General features: G+C 38.7%; 16 protein-coding genes. 12 read left to right on the top strand and 4 right to left on the bottom strand.

The window, feature by feature from the left end; all coding sequences use genetic code 11:
* Positions 1–173: 173 nt before the first annotated feature.
* The 3 genes from trhO (at position 174) to AC1TO5_RS09790 (ending at position 3,977) form a co-directional block, all read left to right on the top strand.
* A complete protein-coding gene (gene trhO, locus AC1TO5_RS09800) occupies positions 174–1,127 on the top strand; it encodes an oxygen-dependent tRNA uridine(34) hydroxylase TrhO (RefSeq protein WP_482062626.1) in 954 nt (317 codons plus the stop codon).
* Positions 1,128–1,346: 219 nt separating this feature from the next.
* Positions 1,347–2,228: a UTP--glucose-1-phosphate uridylyltransferase GalU gene (gene galU / locus AC1TO5_RS09795; protein WP_482062625.1), complete on the top strand. Its 882-nt coding sequence runs from the start codon at positions 1,347–1,349 to the stop codon at positions 2,226–2,228.
* A gap of 234 nt (positions 2,229–2,462) precedes the next feature.
* The gene (locus AC1TO5_RS09790) at positions 2,463–3,977 is read left to right on the top strand and encodes a methyl-accepting chemotaxis protein (RefSeq protein WP_482062624.1); all 1,515 of its coding nucleotides are present in this window, start codon (positions 2,463–2,465) and stop codon (positions 3,975–3,977) included.
* Positions 3,978–4,075: 98 nt separating this feature from the next.
* Here AC1TO5_RS09790 and AC1TO5_RS09785 read toward each other — a convergent pair whose 3' ends face one another.
* Positions 4,076–4,174: a dihydroorotate dehydrogenase gene (locus AC1TO5_RS09785; RefSeq protein ID WP_482062623.1), complete on the bottom strand. Its 99-nt coding sequence runs from the start codon at positions 4,172–4,174 to the stop codon at positions 4,076–4,078.
* A gap of 521 nt (positions 4,175–4,695) precedes the next feature.
* Between AC1TO5_RS09785 and AC1TO5_RS09780 the strand changes: the two genes are divergently transcribed.
* From AC1TO5_RS09780 to AC1TO5_RS09760, 5 genes are all read left to right on the top strand, one after another.
* Complete coding sequence (locus tag AC1TO5_RS09780) at positions 4,696–5,655, top strand: CobW family GTP-binding protein (RefSeq protein ID WP_482062622.1); 960 nt, start codon at positions 4,696–4,698, stop codon at positions 5,653–5,655.
* Between the two features lie 121 nt (positions 5,656–5,776).
* Positions 5,777–6,262, top strand: a complete 486-nt coding sequence (locus AC1TO5_RS09775) for a hypothetical protein (RefSeq protein ID WP_482062621.1) — start codon at positions 5,777–5,779, stop codon at positions 6,260–6,262.
* A gap of 185 nt (positions 6,263–6,447) precedes the next feature.
* A complete protein-coding gene (locus AC1TO5_RS09770; RefSeq protein ID WP_482063103.1) occupies positions 6,448–7,512 on the top strand; it encodes a LacI family DNA-binding transcriptional regulator in 1,065 nt (354 codons plus the stop codon).
* 76 nt (positions 7,513–7,588) lie between these two features.
* The gene (locus tag AC1TO5_RS09765; RefSeq protein WP_482062620.1) at positions 7,589–9,778 is read left to right on the top strand and encodes an alpha-galactosidase; all 2,190 of its coding nucleotides are present in this window, start codon (positions 7,589–7,591) and stop codon (positions 9,776–9,778) included.
* A gap of 178 nt (positions 9,779–9,956) precedes the next feature.
* Positions 9,957–10,799: a MerR family transcriptional regulator gene (locus AC1TO5_RS09760; RefSeq protein ID WP_482062619.1), complete on the top strand. Its 843-nt coding sequence runs from the start codon at positions 9,957–9,959 to the stop codon at positions 10,797–10,799.
* Between the two features lie 97 nt (positions 10,800–10,896).
* Here AC1TO5_RS09760 and AC1TO5_RS09755 read toward each other — a convergent pair whose 3' ends face one another.
* A complete protein-coding gene (locus AC1TO5_RS09755; protein ID WP_482062618.1) occupies positions 10,897–11,328 on the bottom strand; it encodes a GreA/GreB family elongation factor in 432 nt (143 codons plus the stop codon).
* 595 nt (positions 11,329–11,923) lie between these two features.
* On the opposite strand from AC1TO5_RS09755, the gene AC1TO5_RS09750 reads away from it, so the two are divergent.
* Positions 11,924–12,916, top strand: coding sequence for a cell wall hydrolase (locus AC1TO5_RS09750; RefSeq protein WP_482062617.1), 993 nt, complete (start codon positions 11,924–11,926; stop codon positions 12,914–12,916).
* 229 nt (positions 12,917–13,145) lie between these two features.
* On the opposite strand, the gene AC1TO5_RS09745 is transcribed toward AC1TO5_RS09750, so the two are convergent.
* The gene (locus AC1TO5_RS09745) at positions 13,146–14,975 is read right to left on the bottom strand and encodes an S-layer homology domain-containing protein (RefSeq protein WP_482063102.1); all 1,830 of its coding nucleotides are present in this window, start codon (positions 14,973–14,975) and stop codon (positions 13,146–13,148) included.
* Positions 14,976–15,150: 175 nt separating this feature from the next.
* On the opposite strand from AC1TO5_RS09745, the gene AC1TO5_RS09740 reads away from it, so the two are divergent.
* Positions 15,151–15,801: a glycosyltransferase gene (locus AC1TO5_RS09740; RefSeq protein WP_482062616.1), complete on the top strand. Its 651-nt coding sequence runs from the start codon at positions 15,151–15,153 to the stop codon at positions 15,799–15,801.
* Positions 15,802–15,852: 51 nt separating this feature from the next.
* Here AC1TO5_RS09740 and AC1TO5_RS09735 read toward each other — a convergent pair whose 3' ends face one another.
* The gene (locus tag AC1TO5_RS09735) at positions 15,853–16,065 is read right to left on the bottom strand and encodes a hypothetical protein (protein WP_482063122.1); all 213 of its coding nucleotides are present in this window, start codon (positions 16,063–16,065) and stop codon (positions 15,853–15,855) included.
* Positions 16,066–16,202: 137 nt separating this feature from the next.
* Between AC1TO5_RS09735 and AC1TO5_RS09730 the strand changes: the two genes are divergently transcribed.
* Together AC1TO5_RS09730 and AC1TO5_RS09725 are read left to right on the top strand one after the other, a co-directional pair.
* Complete coding sequence (locus AC1TO5_RS09730; protein WP_482062615.1) at positions 16,203–16,652, top strand: flavodoxin; 450 nt, start codon at positions 16,203–16,205, stop codon at positions 16,650–16,652.
* Positions 16,653–16,800: 148 nt separating this feature from the next.
* Entirely contained in the window at positions 16,801–20,265 is a 3,465-nt protein-coding gene (locus AC1TO5_RS09725; RefSeq protein ID WP_482062614.1) for an S-layer homology domain-containing protein, read from the top strand.
* Positions 20,266–20,389: the final 124 nt, after the last annotated feature.

The following is a 20,389-nucleotide window of genomic DNA, read 5'->3' as shown; positions in this document are numbered from 1 at the left end:
AAAAATATGCACAATCCAGTATATTACGATTGCAAATTACACTTAGAATAGCTATAATTTCTCTTATGCCTATAAATAGGCAGGTGTTCTTAATTATTGCTCACTGAGCTTATTGAGAATCACTCTATCAGGTTATATCCTGTAAATATACATGATAGGTGGTCAATTAGAAGATGGATTATCGTATTTTATTGTATTATCATTACACTGCAATTGAAGATTCTGAACTATTTGCAAAGGAACATTTAGCCTTTTGTAAGTCATTGGAATTAAAGGGTCGGATTCTTGTAGCGTATGAAGGAATTAATGGAACAGTGTCGGGAACAGTTGAGCAAACAAATGCTTATATGGCATATATGAACGCTCATCCGCTATTCCAAGGAATGGTCTTCAAAATAGACGAATCAGAAATACATGCTTTCAAAAAGATGCATGTGCGTTCACGTCCAGAGCTTGTTAACTTAAGCTTGGAAGATGATATTAATCCACTAGAAGTTACAGGACGTTACGTAGCGCCTGCTGATTTCTATGAGGAAATGCAGCAAGAGAATACGATTGTTATTGATGCGCGTAATACGTATGAATTTGATGTCGGACATTTCGATGGAGCTATTCGCCCAGATATTGAATCATTCCGTGAACTACCGCAATGGATTAGAGATAACAAAGAAATGTTAGATGGTAAAAAAATCTTAACCTATTGTACCGGTGGTATTCGTTGTGAGAAGTTCTCTGGTTGGTTAGTTCGAGAAGGATATGAAGATGTTGGCCAGTTACATGGCGGTATCGTGACCTATGGTAAAGATTCTGTCGCGAAAGGTCAATTATGGAATGGTCAATGCTATGTATTTGACGAAAGACTTGTAGTTCCTATAAATCAGGTTGATCCAGTTATTGTCGGAAAAGATCATTTTACTGGTGAACCTTGTGAACGATATATTAATTGTGCTAATCCCGAGTGTAATAAACAAATTCTCGCTTCAGAAGAGAATGAGCATAAGTATTTGGGAAGTTGTACTCCGGCATGTGTAGAGCATCCACACAACCTATATATTGCGAGACATAACCTATCTGCAGAAGAAGTACAACTTAGAATGAAAGCATTGCTGCAAGAAATAACTCAATAATAATAAAGCTTACGTAAATTCCATTGTAACTACAACAGAGGTGACAAACTTCGTTGTAGCGTAAATGTTACGTAAGCTTTTTTTTGTTAATGCTGAGGTTGAATTTGAGAATCATGCCAATCTTTCAACTTTGTAATCTGATGGTTCTACTGTCCATACCATAAATATATGTTATCTGATATTATGATCATAACAGACATTGAAAAAGGAGGCATATGTATGAAAGTAAGGAAAGCGATCATTCCTGCTGCGGGACTTGGAACTCGATTCTTGCCAGCAACAAAAGCTCAACCGAAGGAAATGCTTCCGATTGTGGATAAGCCTACATTGCAATTTATTATAGAAGAAGCAGTTGCTTCTGGTATAGATGAAATTCTGATTATTACAGGTCGTAACAAAAAATCGATCGAAGATCATTTCGATAAATCGGTTGAGCTTGAGCTTGAGCTAGAGGCGAAGGAGAAATTCGATCTACTTGAGGAAGTACGTCAAATATCGAATATGGTTAATATTCATTATATAAGACAGAAGGAACCGAAAGGGTTAGGGCATGCGATTTATTGTGCGAAAAGCTTTATCGGCAATGAACCATTCGCTGTGTTATTAGGCGACGATATTGTATACAGTGAAACACCATGCTTACAGCAGCTAATCGAAATATATGAATATTACAATAATACAGTGCTTGGCGTACAACAAGTGAAGCAGGCAGATGTGCATAAATACGGTATTGTTGATGGTGAAAAAAATGATGAGCGTGTATATCGAGTTGATAATCTAGTCGAGAAGCCAAATACTGAAAATGCGCCCTCTAACGTTGCGATATTAGGACGTTATATTATTATGCCCTCTATATTCGCTATTCTAGAAAATACTTCACCTGGTGCCAATGGGGAAATTCAATTGACGGATGCATTGAATCAGCTTGCACGACATGAAGCGGTTTATGCATATGAATTTGAAGGGCGCCGTTACGATGTTGGAGACAAGCAAGGTTTTCTAGAAGCGACTGTTGAGTATGCACTACGGAGACCGGAGTTGCGTGGCCCTTTCCTTGAATATCTTAAAGCGATCGTTCGTCAGCATGATAAGGTTCAATGATGAGCTGATATTATGTTAGTTCAACTGATATTACTATCATCGAAATGCAATAATCGATGAAGCAGTATCTTTTTTTTTTTTTTTGATAGGAATATCGAAAAAGCTCGAAAACACTCGAAAAATGTTCTGAGAATGTCGGAAATGTTCAGAAAATGTTGAGAAATGAGTGCTACACTATAGAGTAGCACATATAAATTAATGCAACCTAGAAAACTTTTGAAGAAGGTGTAATAGTTGTTAAAAGAGAAAAATAAGCTGATGCTAATTTACGGCGGATTAGCAATTTTACTAAGTATTGTATTTCATATATTGAATCGTGTAACAGGTGTGATGCATTCAATAATGGGGTCACATTATGGAGCTGATGAACGTACATACGGGCTAACTCTTAATGCGTTATTACTCATTCCGATAATATTATGGGTGATTGCATATATCATGTATCGGAAGAATAATTATAATGAAAAAATAGCGATATTCAATACGATATCATTAACATTCTCTAGTATTTCCATTATTTCAGGTGGCGGGGGAATGGTGGAATTACATTTTTCCATATTCATGGTCATTGCAATTATCGCTTATTATGATCGAATTAAGCTTGTCGTTATTATGACTTCAATCTTTGCAGTTCAGCATCTCGTAGGTCTACTTTGGTTGCCGGAACTTGTATTCGGAGCGAAGAGCTATAGCTTTGCCATGATATTGATACACGCTATATTTCTTGTTGTTACTTCATCCGCGACAATTAGACAAATATCCGTTAAAAATCGTGTGCTTCAGGAAATAGAAGTGATTAAGCAAGAAAAAGAAGAGCAATTGGATGCATTGCTTATAAGCTTGGAACAGTCGGCTAATCAATTAGGGAGCTCTACGTCAATGATCTCTCAGCAATCGAGTCAACATATGCGTTCTAGTACTGAAATGATGGTTTCATTCCAAGAGGTAACTAGTGGATTAGAGAAACAAAATGATTCAATTTCAGCGATCAATATTGATCTTGATGCAGTGAAGGAACTTATGGATCATAATTCAGATGCATTCCAAGAGCTTAATGATCGAACGAATACGTCGAAACAAATTATGAATGATGGATATATTGCTATGGAATCGTTGAATAATCATATCGATAAAGTGTCAGATGCGATTAAGGAAGCTTCTCACTCTGTTATGGCGCTAGAAGAGGCGTCACAACAAATTGATGATGCGATGACACTCATTAGTCAAATTTCTGATCAAACGAAATTACTTTCGCTGAATGCTTCGATCGAGGCAGCAAAATCGGGTGAAGAAGGTCGTGGCTTTGCAGTTGTTGCACAAGAGATAAGGAAACTAGCAGATCAATCACAGCAAGCATCTGATGAAATTAAAGTAGTTCTGATGAATATTACTCGAGAAACGAAAAATACGATGATGAATATCCACACAGGTGAACAAGGGACAAGCGAAACAGTACAATTAGCTCATAGTACAGTTCATGATTATAACAATATGCAACAGCATAATGAAGAGATGCGTAATATCATTGAAGAATTGTATCGAGATTCGCAGCAATTACAAGCTAAGACAGAGCATATTTTCTCTGAAATATTGAATATGTCTGCTTTAACGCAGCAAGGTGTCTCATCACTTGAACAATTGTTTGCGACAACAGAGCAGCAACAAAATGTAACAAGAGAAATTGATACGGAAATCGGCGTTGTTAATCAATTAGCGCAGCAGTTAAGTGGTCAGTTCAAAAGTAACTAATGCCATAGCCATAATAAAAAACAAACAAAAGCTAGATGATCAACGGGATCACCTAGCATTTGTTTGTTTTTTCATGACCTGTTAATGGCTACTTTTTATTAGAAACTATTGCAGCAACAAATAATTACAACTAACAAGATGAATAGCACCAAAATAAATGCAAAGCCATTATTTCTTCCACCAACGATTCCTGACATATAACATGCACCTCCTCAAGTAGTGACTACACTAATAATCTATGCATCATCGTAGCAAAAGGTCTGGGTATATCTGAAGAATTGAAAAGATAGGCTGGAGCGGAAATGTTGATTGGGATGAGTCTATTAGGCGCTGGCCCAATCCAAATCACTTGAATTACATATGATATGGTGTACCTTAACTTAAAGGAGATGACAGTTATGAATTATGCTGCTAATGTTTCAGGTGGAGCTAATCATTCGTACGGCAATGTCGGAGGTTGTGGTGGATTTAACATAAGTTGGATTCTTGTTCTATTCATCCTTCTAGTAATTATCAGTTGTGTTTGCTAATACGCGCTGCGCGGGCCTCGAAAAAACCTATGGGTGAGAAATCACTCATAGGTTTTTTTCCTATTGTGAATACTTCCGATATAACTTTCCATCTAAATGATGTTACTTTCGGAAGGCAATGAAAAGATTGAAGAAGTTGTTATATAATGAAAGTAATACATTTACAATAGAAAAGAAGGTTATTACTAATGAACACTCAAAAAATTGTTCCAATATACTTATTATCTGGATTTCTAGGAAGTGGCAAGACGACTTTACTTACACAGATTGTGGAAAACGCACAGGCTGCGGGTTTAACACCCGCTGTATTAATGAATGAATTAGGTGAAGTTAACTTTGATGGACAGCTTGTGAAACGGGATGTTGCGATGGCAGAAGTGCTTGGAGGTTGTATTTGCTGCAGCATGCGTGGAGATTTATCATTGGAGCTTAATCAACTACTACAACAGTATTCTCCTGACCTTATTATTGTAGAATCTACTGGTGCAGCACATCCGATGGAAACGATTGATGCGATTACGGAAACGTCGATGTACAAGCATGTAAAATTGCAATCTGTTATTACTGTTGTTGACGGAGAACATTTACTTGATCGTTCTAGATTAGTAAAGGATGCTACATATCGCTTAATGCAGGATCAAATCCGTTGCGGAAGCTTAATTATATTGAATAAATGTGATCGTCTAGATCCGGAGAAAGTTGTTGAAGCTGAGCAAACGTTGCGAGATCTTAATGAATATGCAGATATTATTACGACCGATCATTGTCGGCTTAATCATTGGCAATGGTTATTGGAGGGCGCGCAGTTAGAGCAACCACAGTCATTACAATTATTAAGAGAGCATCATCATGAACATAGTGATCATACGCATGTTATGGCTTATACGCATTACTGGAAAGGTCAGCCTAATAGTGAGATATTTGAACAATGGCTTGCAGATTTGCCAGCAAATATTTATCGGGCAAAAGGCATCGTTACATTTCGTGATATTCCGAGTAGATTTTTGTTTCAGTTTGCTTATCGCGAATCTGATTTTATGCGAATTGATCCACAAGGTGGAGTGCATGATGTTGCAGTGTTTATTGGTGAACACTTTGATAAAGCATGGCTCAAGCAACAATTAGTATTACTTGAGCAAGAGGACTAGGCGTACGGAAGGAGCGCGGATAGATTTCCATGTCATCTCATGGTGATTATACTTAACTCAATTGGGAATACTTAGCTACAGTATGATAATGACAACTAAGATTACTGGAGGAAGGTTACTAATGAAGAGAGCATGGAATATGAAATTTTCAATGTTAATTATCGCGCTTAGTTTGTTATCACTATGTTGGTTAGCTCCGAGTATAGGAGCTGCAGCTAATGATATTAAAAGTAACGGCGCAACTACGCAACTAGAGGGAAAACAAAGTAATAGTAGCGAGGATCAACAGCAATCTTCACATCAACATAAACATAAACATATGAGTAAGGAACAATTGCAGGCGCATAAGTTGGATAAGCTGAAAAGGCTAGCTAATTACTTCGAGATTGAAACAGAGGGGAAATCTGCGAAGGAATTAAGAGTTGAAATCGAAAAGGCAAAGAATGAACAACCTGAGAAATGGGAAATGTTCAAACAAAAATTTCGCGCGAAGAAGCTAGAGGAAATTCGTGAATTTGCGAAATCCCAAGGTATTTCAATTGAAGGTAAAACGGAGCAACAATTACGCGAAGAACTTCATAAATTAAAGCATTATATGAAGGAATGATTGTGAGAACTAATTAGAATATGTGATGGTAGATAGATTACAGGAGCGAATTCAACGTAAGCAGAAAAGCTAATGTTGAATTCAGCTCTTTTTGTGCTTGAATAAGAACCATTCATCGAGTATGATAAATATATAATTTGTTAAGTAAATTTATTAACTAAACATAATCGTGATGATGACAGACGATATCTAATATAGAAAGGGGTGATCATATCGCTACTATTCGCGAAATCGCACAACTAGCTGAAGTGTCGACAGCAACAGTATCTCGTGTGCTCAATAATGATACAACGCTTAGTACAAGTGTAGAAACTCGTGAGCGTATATTTGCAATTGCTGAGGAGCTAGATTATAAGCCACAAAGATTGAAGAAGCTAAAGCAAGAAATGAAACGCTCAACATTGCAAATTGGCTTGTTGTTCTGGTCAACAGCAGAGGACGAGAAGGATGATCCATACTTCGCCGCTGTTCGTAGAGGGATAGAAATTCATTGTGAACAGTTGGGGATATCCATTACGAAAGTCATTCGCGGGGATTTTACAACGGCAATTGAAGAAGCAGAGGAACTTGATGGCTTGTTAGTTGTAGGTTCGATTGAAGTGCAAGATGTACTGGATATTTATCCTCATCCTGATCGAATAGTGTTCGTCAACCATGGTGAAGAGTTATTAGATTTTGATTCTGTTCATCTCAATTTTGATGGAGCTATTCGCACATCGTATCAATATTTAACAAGTTTAGGTCATGAGAAGATCGGATTTATCGGTGGAGTAGAGTGGGTTCATTCTTTACGTGACCGTCATTTGTTAAGACGCTCTGAGGAGCATCGTTATGTTGCTTATACTCGGATGATGCGCGAATATGGGCATTATTATGCTTGTGTGGAGTGGGTGGATGATTGGTCCTCGCAAGGTGGATACGAAGCAATGCAACGTATACTCATGCGAGGTGATCGACCATCTGCTTGTCTTATCGCAAGTGACAATATGGCAGTTGGGGCATTGCATGCGTTGCATGAAGCTGGGATATCGGTACCGCAAGATATGTCGATCATTGGCTTCAATGATATTGAACTTGCAGCATTTGTTAATCCACCATTATCAACTGTACATGCTCATACGGAACTATTAGGCGAAACCGCAGTGAAGATGCTCGTTGAGCGAATGGAAGGTCGTAATGTGGCGATGCAAGTGAAGCTGAATACGACATTTGTGGAACGGAATAGCTGTATGAACAATAATAAAAATTAAGTTTATGCTTTCGATGTATTTTTTATTTGCAGGAAGTATATCTAGTAGTCAATAAAAAATTTTAGGAGTGTAAAATATGATCTCATATAACGACGTAACAAAAGTATTTCATCTACAATCGCAGGACACTAGCTATGCAGTTAAAATTACGAATCAAGGTCATATTGCTCATATTTATTGGGGACGTAAAGTATCGGGCGAGCATCTAGATGGTTTGTATCAGATCAATATAAGACCTTCATTCACGCCAAGCACTGATCTCGAGCAACTTGAATATTCATTAGATACACTACAACAGGAGCTACCTGCTTATGGTGATTCTGATTTCCGTACGCCGGCTTATCAATTTGAGCTGCCAAACGGTAGCACGGTTACTGATTTCCGCTATGAGTCTTATGAAATTGTGAATGGTAAGCCGAAGCTTGATGGTCTACCAAGCGTATATGCTGAAGCTGATGATGAAGCTCAAACCTTATTCATTACACTTCGTGATCAACTAACGAATGCAGTTATTGTGCTATCCTATACGGCGTTCCGTGATTTCAGTGCTATTACACGTTCTGTACAATATCGTAATGAAGGTACAGATGTATTGAACTTGAATCGTGCGCTAAGTATGAACGTAGATATGCCAAGCTATAACTACGAAATGCTTCAACTATCTGGTTCATGGGTGCGTGAACGCTATATTCATCGTCGCAAGCTAGAGCCAGGGATGCAATCGATCGAAAGTCGTCGTGGGTCAAGTAGTCATGTGCAAAATCCATTTATTGCGCTAGTTAGTGAAGGGGCAACGGAGCAACATGGCGATGTATACGGCGTTAACTTTGTATACAGTGGTAACTTTATTGCTGGTGTTGAAGTAGATCCTTACTTGCATTCTCGCCTATTTATGGGGATTAATCCATTCGATTTCAACTGGAAACTTGAAGCAGGTGAATCATTCCAAGCGCCAGAAGTTGTAATGGTACACTCTCATGAAGGTATCGGTGGCATGTCACGTCGTTTCCATGATCTCTATCGTAGTCGTCTAACTCGTGGTGAGTTCCGCGATAAAGTTCGTCCAATTCTAGTGAACAACTGGGAAGCAACATACTTCGACTTTAATGAAGAGAAAATCGAAGCTATTGCACAAGCAGGACAAGAACTCGGTATTGAGCTATTCGTACTTGATGATGGTTGGTTCGGCAAACGTGATAACGATACGACTTCACTAGGAGATTGGTTCGTTGATCGTAACAAACTGCCTAATGGACTTGGCGGGATCGCGAAAAAAGTACGTGATCTTGGATTAGAATTTGGTCTTTGGTTCGAGCCTGAGATGATCTCACCTGAAAGTGAGTTATATCGCAATCACCCAGACTGGTGTCTACATGTAGATGGCCGTCGTCGTACTGAAGCTAGAAATCAGCTTGTTCTTGATTTTTCTCGTGAAGATGTTCAAAACTATATTATAGAGACGATTTCTGAAGTGCTTGCTAGCGCCCCAATTACGTATGTGAAATGGGATATGAATCGTAATATGACGGAAATTGGTTCAGCTCAACTACCAGCAGATCGTCAACGTGAAACGGCTCACCGTTATATGCTTGGACTATACAATGTTATGGAGCGTATTACGACAGCATTCCCGCATATACTATTTGAATCTTGTTCTGGTGGCGGTGGTCGTTTTGATGCAGGTATGCTATATTACATGCCACAAACATGGACAAGTGATAATAGTGATGCGATATCTCGTCTGAAAATTCAATATGGTACAAGTATCGTATATCCAGTAAGTTCGATGGGGGCGCATGTATCGGCAGTACCGAATCATCAAGTGAATCGCATGACTTCGCTTGAGACAAGAGGTAATGTAGCGCTATCTGGTAACTTTGGATATGAGCTTGATCTATCTAAGTTCTCTGATGAAGAGAAAGAGCTTGTGAAAGAGCAAATTGAGCTTTGTAAAGATATCCGTCCAATCGTTTCATTCGGTGACTTCTATCGTCTATTAAGTCCATTTGAAGGTAACGAAACGTCTTGGATGTTCGTTTCTAAGGATAAGACCGAAGCTTTTGTTGTATATGTGAAAGTATTACAAGAACCTAACGGTGCAATTGGTCGCTTCCGTCTTCAAGGGCTTGATCCTAATAAGACATATCGCTTAGAAGGTCAGAATGGCGGCGTATTTGCCGGAGATCAATTGATGTATGCAGGTCATCCTGTTCCTCAGTTCTTTGGCGACTTCCAAAGCTGTGTATATCGTCTAACTGCGGTTTAATAGAAACAAGAATAAAGGTATGTGTGGAAAGTGCCGCCGGCGCTGAAACTCATACCTTTTTTCCATTTCGTTAACTTTCGCTAAACGATAATAAATGAATTTCATAATAATTATATTGAGCTTGACGTTACGTCAACCTTTATAATGAAGACAAATAGATCATTTGGAGGCGGATGCTATGTATCGAATCGGACAATTTGCCAAATTGACAGGTGTGACAGAGAGAACATTACGTTATTACGATAAGAAGGGATTATTGAAGCCGTCCTTACGCGAAGATGGCGGATATCGTTATTATTCAAAGGAAGATCTCATTCAACTCCAAAAAATATTGACGATGAAGTATTTGAATTTCTCATTAGAGGAGATAGCAGATACTTTGGCTGACGAGAAAGTATCTATGGCTGAAGTGTTCGATCAGCAGCATGAATGGCTTGTGAAAAAGCGAGATGAGCTTAATGGAATTATTGCATCCCTTGATCGGGTGAAAAAGATAACTTCGCAGGTTGATTCAATTTCTGCAGGGCTCCTGCTATTAATGATTCATAATTTACAGAACGAGAATAAGCAACGCGAGCACTTGCTTACACATTTACCAAGAGAATTAGTGAACGTCATATTTCAAGATGATCAACAAATGGAAGAGAAGCTTGAACTAGAAATGACAATGGTGATGCTACTATCGCAAATATTGGAGCTTCAACTACAAGGTATATCTCACACTTCCGAGGAGGCTATTACAGTTGGATTATCGTTATTTAGTATGATTGCGGATATAACGATGAAAGCGACAGAAAATATGACCGAGGAAGAAAATGAGAAGTTGCAGCTGTTCGAAAAGGGTCGCGATACACTTGATCCAGCGCTGTTTCCGAGTATTCTAAGTAAAGAAGAAACAGATTATATCGATAAGTTAATGGAACATGTAGATCGCATCTATCATGCACAGGTAGAGTCGAAAAACGAGCAATGGGTAGTTCAACGCGCAGACTTCGATAACGATGGGATGCGGAAAGATTAATCGGTATCGAATGATGAATAGAACTTACTCTATTAATAAAGGCAAGCTCAAATTCTAGCGAAAATGAGCTTGCCTTTGTCGTTATTTGTAGAGATGGTTAGTCTACTTGTCGCTTGATGCTTATGACACGAATCGTCATCATTCCTGCTGGTGTCGAAAGCTGGATTTGCTCATGTAATGGAACAAGTAATAGCTGACTGCCAACAGGTGAAAGCAATGAAATCTTTCCTTGCTCGGGGTCAATCTCATCTGGTGCTACAACACAATAGGTATCGATAAAGCCATCTTCTACATATTCAATTTCAATAATTGTATTCAGCATTACAAGCTGTTCTTGAGGTGCTGTGGGAAGGGTAAGCAGTTTCTTGATTTCATGCATATATCTTTCTAGCAATTGTTCGAGATCTTTGGAAAGACCGCTATGCTTTAATATATATTTCTCTAGTTGCTTGCTGCGTAGTTCTTCTATAATGACCAGTTGCGCTTCATATTGTTGCTTCTGCGCTTCCCATTCTACACTATGGTTCATAGTAGATTACCTCCCCGATACTTACCATATACTGCAATAAATTAACATTACTTGCTTGTGACATATTCAATTCCTCCTTAAAGTTGTTGCTGTACCTTTTAATCCTTTTGCGTTAGTGATTCTAGCTTCGCATAGATTGGAACATATTGGAAGATTAAACTTTAGCATTAAGAGACCCTCCAGCCAGCGTGAACGGGGGTCATCTTTAATGTTATCAAATTAAGAAAATAAGTCCATAAGACAATTTAGAAGGTCAGAGGTCTCTCATAATTACAGTGTTTTTGGAGGGATAACAACAGTAATTGATTCCAATTGCATTTAATTTTCACATTTTTCATGAAAAATTATAAATGAAATAAGCCTTTTTTGTGAAGCAGATTGTTGTTAATTAGTAAACGGAGGACTGTAGGCGTGACAAGGGATTTCGCAGATTTATTGAATAAATACGAGTGAGCAAGGTCATGAAAAACACAACATTCATCTTCATCTAATCTTCATCTATGTAAAAATCCTAATGAAAATGCGCTACAATGCTATGCTATAATGCTTAACATACATTACCTCATGCAACAAAAAAGATTAGTCGGGAGGACTTATGTTAAAAATTATAATGAAAGTAAGCAGATTAAGCCTGCTAGCAATTGTAGCAATTGCCCTACTTACTGTAGTTCCATTTTCAGTATCCGCAGCAGATGAGCGAGAAGTTGAAAATGCGAAAGTGATCATGAATGGTAGTTCCTTTGAACTTGAATCTCCACTACATATGGTGAACGGTAGAATGTATTTACCTATTGGGTTAGTAACAAAATCATTAAGTGCTTCAGCAAGCTGGGATTCTAATTCGCAAGAAGCAACAGTAGTTACCAAAAGCGATGATGAGGTAGTATTTGGTGACGGTGTACCAACCGTATACTTTAATGATCAACGGTACACGATTGATGCAGTACCATACCTGTATGATAGTCGATTATACGTTCCAGTTCGTTATCTAGCTGAAATTACACATGCTACGACGGTTTGGGATAATGACAAGAAGGTATTGACGTTAACGAGTGTACCACTTGAAGTCGTAAGTGATGAAAATTCATTAGCAGTCATTAGTGCCAAGCATAAATTGACGCAAGCAGAAGTAGTGAAGCGCAATGGATTTTCCTCGAAGAATCAAATTAAGAATGGGATGAAGCTAGCAGTCATATTGCCATCCATTCTTGATAAGAAAGCAAAAGAATATACAAATGAAGAATATCAATTACTTGCGAAGATCGTTCAAGTTGAATCAGGCTATGAATCCTATGAAGGACAACTAGCAGTAGCTAACGTTATATTGAACCGCGTAGCGAGCTCTGATTTCCCAGATACGATTAAATCAGTCATCTATGCAGGCAGCCAGTTCCCACCAGCCCATAATGGCTTACTTGCTAAGGCAAAGCCTAATGCAAGTGTATTACAAGCGACTAAGGATGCTTTGAACGGCAAGGACAACGTAGAGGGCGCCGTATACTTCTTCAATCCGAAATATTCCACAGGGTCTTATTGGTCTAGTCTTACTGTAGTAGATACGATTGGTAATCATCGATTTGCTAAATAACGACAAAATTGTCGTAAATGAAAGAAAATGGTTGAAATTAGAGTCAATTCCAACTATAATGATGCTAATAGTTCTAAAGTAATAAATTAGCAGCGTTAAGTAAGTGATCACCTAATATCATAATAATAGAGTAGAATAAATAGTACATTAGAACAATACTAACAGTGAAAAGGGGTGCCATTGGCACCCCTTTTTGGTTATTAGCATGCCATTCATAGCCTATCAGTGATTAATTAGTGCCTAACATATTGAATAAGCGCACCATCGTTACAATTGTTTGCTCGTGAGAGTATTTCCCTAGTGGATCAAATTTGGTAGCAGATACCCCGCCCATAATCGATAATTCAGCAGCTTGTGTGACAGATGAACGAGCCCATGTAGAAATTTTCGCATCGTCACTAAAGACTGGAGCATTGCCACCCTTCAAGTTCCCCTCAAGATAATTGTATACTTTCATTAATAATGACGCAGCTTGCTCTCTCGAAATGGTTGCATCCGGTGAAAACTTACCGTTGCCTGTTCCATTAATAATGTTATGCTCATAAGCCCAGATGATTTCCTGACTGCCGTCATATACATCGGTAAATGGCGAAGTTGCATCAAAGTAATTATAAAGGTCAATCGTTGGATCCATTGCTGTAAGAAGTCCTACGACGTAGGAGACAAATTGTTGTCTAGTAACAGATGCTGATAGATCATAGTAATACGGATTGAAGTTAAGCAAACCGTATTTATTAGCGTCTTGAATGCTTGATTGTGCCCATGAATGAATTGGCGCCTCAGGTTTACTCATAACTTGGATATCAATCGTACTATTATTAGAGTACAAATATCCATCAACTGTAATATAGGTATAGCCCTCTTTATGAGCAGTTACTACTCCGCTACTGTTAACGCTAACGATACTTGGATCAGAAGATTTGTAGCGAGTAGCAGTTCCATCTACTGGGAACTGCATATTCTGTCCTGGTAACATATATCGAGTTGAAGCATTGATGTATTTCGATTGCAATTGAACCAATGAAGTTGTATAGGACAGTGAAGTTGATTCACCCGCTAAAGTATGCAAGCCAGTAATTTTAACAGTAAACTTATCCTCATCTTCATAAGAGTCAATATTACCTGGACGGAAAATAATTGCAAAATTAATACCATAACCACTCAAACTAACATTGAAGAAATCACCAGCGTAATCACGATCAGTAGAATCGAAATTCCAAACCTTCTGATCGCGCTCTCGAGTTAATGTAACTTTGATGTCTGATACATTACTCTTATCATATATATCAGTATGTAAGGAAACTGACCAAGGATCAGATGGACGTAATATTTCTGTTGGGAAAATACCAGCAGATGGCCATGCGATATAATCATACTGTACTTCATTAATATCGCGATCCTTGTTAAATGAAGACATCGATGAATAGGAACCATAAGCAGATGATGAATCAACTACAAAACCAAACATTGTTTTCTGCATTTGAGGATTAAGAATCCAACGACGATGTCCTACAGAATCCAGATTATTATTTCCATTGTCAGACATATATCCATAGAATACAGTGTCATACAATGTATCTCGTCCTGCTGAGAGGTTACTAGATCTAGCAGAAGTTGATGCAAGTTCATAGAAAAATTCGCTCATATCATTTGGTTTGTTGGGGTAATGGGTTAAAGATCCGTTTTTGGCATTAATAATAGCACCTGCTTGTTGTTGCTCGGCAATCGAGTAGTCAAGTGTAATATCATCTGGTAAGCCAGCCAAGTATCTTGCAAAATTAGTAGCATTTAACCCATCTAGTAACATATTTTGAGACAGCTTGCCGGCACTATATGGAGTAGATAGTTGTGGAGTAACTTCGAACAGCTTTGATTTGTCGATGTCCAAAGGTAGATATTGACGCCACTTTTCGAATAATTGTTGTTCTGTTCTTGCTGATACTGCATCTTGTACATTACTAGAAGCGCCCAACGCTATCGATGGACAGACTAGCGATATTGCCAAAGTAGCAGTAACGCTGATAACAGTAACTTGATTTAAGAAGAGTTTCATGTTCATCACTAGGAATTCCCCCAAATATAGAATAAAATAGTAAGCTTTGAAAAATTGAATTAAAGCGTAGCTAATAGTAGTAATTGTACAATAGTTTTGAGGTGAACAGTATTTTATGTATAACAAATACTTCCTTAGCTCATAATAAACTGGAGAATTATTACAAAGGGGGTGATTTACGATGATAAAAATAGTAAGAAATACAGTAATCATGATGTTTGTAATGGCATTAGCGCTAGTGTCCATTAAAGCTACCGTTTCCGCGGGCGTCGATTCTAACGGGATAATTACCAATAAAGCTACCTGCGAGTTGAGAATGGCGGAGAGAGAGCTGTGGATCGATCATGTGCTATGGACGAGAAATTTTATTGTTAGTGATCTAGCTGATCTTGACGACAAGTCAGACGTATTAGCGAGACTAATGAAAAATCAAGATGACATCGGGAATTCAATTAAGCCTTTTTATGGCGATGAAGTTGGCGATAAACTGGCTAAGCTTCTAAGAGAACATATTGAAATAGCAGGACAAGTGGTTGGGGCAGCCAAAAGCGGAAATAAAGCTGATTTTGAAAAAAGTAATAAGCTATGGTATCAAAATGCGGATGCTATTGCAGCGTATTTAAGTTCTATTAACCCCAATTACTCAGAAAAGGCATTGAAAGATATGATGTACGTTCACTTGCAATCTATTACAGATAAAGTTGTAGCTAGATTGAATAAAGATTGGAAAGCAGATATTGTTGCATTCGATAAGGGCAAAGACCATATGGTTATGTTCGCAGATATGCTTGTTGACGGAATAATTAAGCAGTTCCCACAAATGATCAAATAGCGTTATCACGTACAAATAGGGACTTGTCACATTGACAAGTCCCTATTTGAGTTATTCCATAATGCCAGCTACCTCTGCATCAATATTCGTAAATGCAGGGATGAATTTGAATTCTTCAGTAATATAACGTTGACCTTCTGGTGAGCTAACCATCCAGTTAAGAAATGCTTTCGCCTCTTCTTTTACAGCTATAGGAGGGTAGATTATTGGTAAGTATAAGATTTTGGGGGAGCCGAAGGCTTTCCCCTTTTTAATTCGCGCCATAAGTTAGTCAATAATAAAGGGAAATTACTGCTGTACATGCCGATTGCTCTTGAAAGTTAAAGAAAGAACCTCTATGATGAAAATATGATATTGATAATCATTATCATAAACTTAGAGCGCTTTGAGGGGGAAATGGCATGACTAAAGTTATTATTGTTTATTCCAGCTTGACAGGTAATACGGAAGAAATGTCTGAGCTTATTGAAAGTGGAGTGAAGGCAGCTGGTATAGAGGTTGTACGAAAAGACGCATATGATGCTAAAGCAGCGGATTTGCTACAATATGACGGTATTATCATTGGGGCTTATACGTGGGGGGACGGAGAGCTGCCAGATGAGTTTCTTGATTTTTACGAGGAGATGGAAGAGCTTGATCTGAGCGGGAAAAAGGCTGCTGTATTTGGATCTGGTGACACCTCTTATGCCGACTATTGTGGAGCAGTGGACATCATTGAAAACAAATTGCGCGAGCTTGGTGCAGATATTGTTCATGAAAGCTTGAAGTTTGAATATAACGCTTCGACTGAAGAACTTCAGCAAGGTAAAACAATTGGATATGAGATTGCAGGCGTATTGTGTGAAGGGTAACAATATGCCGATTGCACCGTTGATCTAGTAATACCAGTTTCTTTCATAATTCTTTCATTGAACAATGTTATATTATAATCGATTGTTTTCATCATAGATCTTATGAGTAGACATCATGATTTTTAATTTATAAATGGGAGTGAATGACTTGAATTCATGGAGTAAACGAGCATTAACGGTTATGCTGGCATTGTTATTAATTTTTATTGATATTCCTCGATGGGTAGTACCAGCGGGTTCAGTAGTAGAGGCAGCAGTAAGCTTTGCTGGAGGGAGCGGTGAAGCAGATGACCCATATCTAATTGCGACAGCAGAGCAACTAGATGCGATAAGATCGGGTCTAGACAGCCATTATAGGCTAATCGCGAATATTGATTTAAGTGATTATCACGATATGGGTGGTTGGGTACCGATTGGCTCATCTACAGATCCATTTACAGGAAGTCTTAACGGAGCAATTTCCGGTGATGAATATGGTGAAGAAGGATCACATCAGATTAGTCATTTATATATGGATAACTCAGTACTAAATGAGGAACAAGCATTCATCCATACGATTGGTTCTACTAGTTTAGTGAAATACGTTGATTTTGTGGAAGTAGATTTAAAAACAGGAGAAAAATCTGCTGTACTTGCTGTAACTAATAACGGTGAGGTTATGAATGTTAATGTTTCGGGTGAAATTATGAGCAATGATAATTATGTAGCGGGCGTTGTTGTATTTAATGAGCGAAACATGAGCACTATCTCCTTTACAGGTCATATTGAAGGTGCTAGTTATGTGGGAGGTATCGTTAGCAAGAATAATGATCATCTCGTTAGTTCAAAGTATAACGGGACAATTGTAGGCGAATTATACGTTGGAGGTTTAGCAGCAATTAATAATGGACGTATGGTTGGTAATACGATGTCAGGAAACATAGTTGGAATAGATTATGTGGGTGGTATAGCAGGTGAAAATACTGGAGTATTATCGAACGTTTGGTATTTCAATGGTGTGATCTCTGGTGTAAGCAATGTCGGTGGAATAGTGGGCAACAATAGTGGGGAAATATCCGGAGCACAAGTATTGGATCCAGATGATCGAGAAAATCTTCAAGATCGCGAAGTAAATGGTCAGAGCTATATAGGTGGAATTATTGGGTACCAAGATCAGGGTAATATGAATAGTTCAACATTCTATGGTGCGGTTAATGGTGATGAAAGTGTGGGTGGCTTAATCGGTCAACAAGCTGGAGGTTCAGTTAGTAATGGAGAATTTAAGGGCGCGGTCACTGGTGTAGATGATGTAGGGGGTGCAGTAGGGAATACTAATGCTGGATCCGAGATTAAAAATGTTATTATTCATGGAAGCATTATAGGAGAAGTGAATGTTGGAGGCTTGGTAGGGAAGCTGAAAGATTCAAGCCTTACGAAGGGTATATCTCAATCTGATGTGAAAGGTATCCGTGATGTCGGTGGATTAGTAGGCAGTAATGATGATAGTCAAATTTCTCAGAGTACGGCAAGCGGTAATGTTACAGGAGAAGAAGATGTTGGTGGATTAGTCGGTGATAACGATGGCGACATCACAACGAGTAGTGCTACAGGCTCAGTAGTAGGTCAATACTCTGTTGGTGGCTTGGTAGGCGATAATGATAATAATGATTTATCCAATAGCTATGCTAATGGGGATGTTACAGGTATAGATGAGGTTGGCGGCTTAGTTGGAACGAATATTGAGGGTAGTATAACGAATAGTTACGCTATTGGTGTCGTAAATGGAGCTCCTTCAGTTGGTGGCTTAGTTGGTTTTAATGTTGAGAATGACGAAGTAGGTGTTGTGACAAGCAGTTATTATGATCTTGAAACGTCAGAACAGCAGGATAGTGAGAAAGGTTTGGGACTATCTACAGTACATATGAAGCTAGTTACCTCATATGTAGATTGGGATTTCGATACGATATGGAAGATTGATCCTATAAATAACTTTGGTTATCCTTATCTTCAAGGAATGGATACATTTTTAACCTACTCGAGTAATGAAGAAGCTTCTGCTGAAAACTTATATGATAGTAAGCACTATTACTTACATTATTTAGGGATTCTAGAAACTGTTAATGATAACATTTATGGTTGGAGTAGGCATGGATTTACTTTTAACGGCTGGAATACGGAATCAGATGGTACTGGCGAGCACTATGATGCTATTGATTATATATATTTTATGGAAGATACTATGCTATATGCACAATGGGAACCGAGTGCTCCTGACACTACGATTGAAACCGCACCTATAGCCATTACTAATGCTACAACTGCGAACTTTATGTTTAGTGCTACACCAGCGAATGGTGATGTATTTGAATATTCATTGGATGGTGCTGCCTATGTTGAGAGTGATAGTCTGTTATCGTTAACCGAGTTAGCAGAAGGCACGCATACGATAGCAGTACGTGCAGTTAATAATGGAGCTATTGATCCTACTCCCGCGACGTACACATGGAGGATAGATACAACACCACCAGTCATTACATTGAAAGGATCAAATTTGATTACAATAAATACTGGTCGAATATATGATGATTCCGGCGCTACAGCTGCTGATAATTACGACGGTAATATTAGCGGAAATATCGTTATTCGAGATGATGTAGATACTACGAAGTTAGGCGAATATGAAGTGAGGTACAATGTTGTTGATGCAGCCGGAAATGAAGCGGATGAGGTTATTCGCACAGTTCGTGTCGTTAGAAATACATCATCTAACGTATTATCGAGTAATGCTGACTTAGCAGTGCTAGAGCTTCGCAATGGAGATGAGTTGCTAGCACTAGATTCAGTATTTAGCGCATCCAAGGTTAGCTATGGGTTGACCACAACTGCTTCTGAGCTAAAGTTAAAGGCACAAGCAGTTGATGCATCAGCAAGTGTAAGCTATGGTCAAACAACGATTGTGTCACCAATCAAGCTTGCTCTGCAGCTGGGAGACAATATCGTAACTATACTCGTGCGAGCAGAAAATGGAACTGAGAAGCGTTATACGGTAACGATTACGCGTGTAGCTGAAGAGCAAGTGGCTGTTTGTTCATTTACTGATCTCATAGGACACTGGGCAATGGCAGATATTTGTGAAGCGTCAAGCTTAGGTATCGTAGAGGGGATAAGCTCAACGCTATTCGTACCGAATGCAGCGATAACACGTACAGAAGCAACAGCCCTCTTGTTACGAGCACTTGGCATCGAAGTAGAGGCATCACCAGAAGAGCTCAACTTTAGCGATGCGGGAGAGATTCCAGCTTGGGCAAGAGATATTATTGCTACGTCCGTAACGAAGGACATCGTAAAGGGGTATCCGAATGGAACCTTTAGACCTGATCAAATAATAACACGAGCAGAGCTAACCGCTTTAGTTGCAAGAGCGATGAAGTGGGAATCGAATGCTGTAGGGACATTGCCATTTAAGGACAGTACAACTATACCGACCTGGGCAGCTGGATATGTACATTCGGTTTATACTAGAGGTCTAATCGAGGGCAGAGCAAGTGAGCTATTCGATCCTAATGGTATAGCCACGAGAGCAGAAGCAGCTGTTATTATGCTACGTTTATGGAAACTTAATCAGGAATCATAGAAGTAAATACTCAAGATTAGGAAGCCGAAGGGCTTCCTTTTCTATTTGTAGCAGCTTGCCTCTCTCACGTTCGTTTAGCAATATATTGTCGTAATCGTAATAAAATCAACATAACAATTGTATT

The sequence above is a fragment of the Paenibacillus sp. Y930 genome, assembly GCF_056786375.1.
This window is presented reverse-complemented; position numbering and strand designations above follow the sequence as displayed.

Coding starts and splice junctions, on each gene's coding strand:
- AC1TO5_RS09740 (WP_482062616.1), top strand. CDS start 15,151: ATGATAAAAATAGTAAGAAATACAGTAATCATGATGTTTGTAATGGCA.
- AC1TO5_RS09785 (WP_482062623.1), bottom strand. CDS start 4,174: ATGTCAGGAATCGTTGGTGGAAGAAATAATGGCTTTGCATTTATTTTG.
- AC1TO5_RS09750 (WP_482062617.1), top strand. CDS start 11,924: ATGTTAAAAATTATAATGAAAGTAAGCAGATTAAGCCTGCTAGCAATT.
- AC1TO5_RS09780 (WP_482062622.1), top strand. CDS start 4,696: ATGAACACTCAAAAAATTGTTCCAATATACTTATTATCTGGATTTCTA.
- AC1TO5_RS09760 (WP_482062619.1), top strand. CDS start 9,957: ATGTATCGAATCGGACAATTTGCCAAATTGACAGGTGTGACAGAGAGA.
- AC1TO5_RS09735 (WP_482063122.1), bottom strand. CDS start 16,065: ATGGCGCGAATTAAAAAGGGGAAAGCCTTCGGCTCCCCCAAAATCTTA.
- AC1TO5_RS09745 (WP_482063102.1), bottom strand. CDS start 14,975: ATGAACATGAAACTCTTCTTAAATCAAGTTACTGTTATCAGCGTTACT.
- AC1TO5_RS09775 (WP_482062621.1), top strand. CDS start 5,777: ATGAAGAGAGCATGGAATATGAAATTTTCAATGTTAATTATCGCGCTT.
- AC1TO5_RS09755 (WP_482062618.1), bottom strand. CDS start 11,328: ATGAACCATAGTGTAGAATGGGAAGCGCAGAAGCAACAATATGAAGCG.
- galU (WP_482062625.1), top strand. CDS start 1,347: ATGAAAGTAAGGAAAGCGATCATTCCTGCTGCGGGACTTGGAACTCGA.
- trhO (WP_482062626.1), top strand. CDS start 174: ATGGATTATCGTATTTTATTGTATTATCATTACACTGCAATTGAAGAT.
- AC1TO5_RS09730 (WP_482062615.1), top strand. CDS start 16,203: ATGACTAAAGTTATTATTGTTTATTCCAGCTTGACAGGTAATACGGAA.
- AC1TO5_RS09765 (WP_482062620.1), top strand. CDS start 7,589: ATGATCTCATATAACGACGTAACAAAAGTATTTCATCTACAATCGCAG.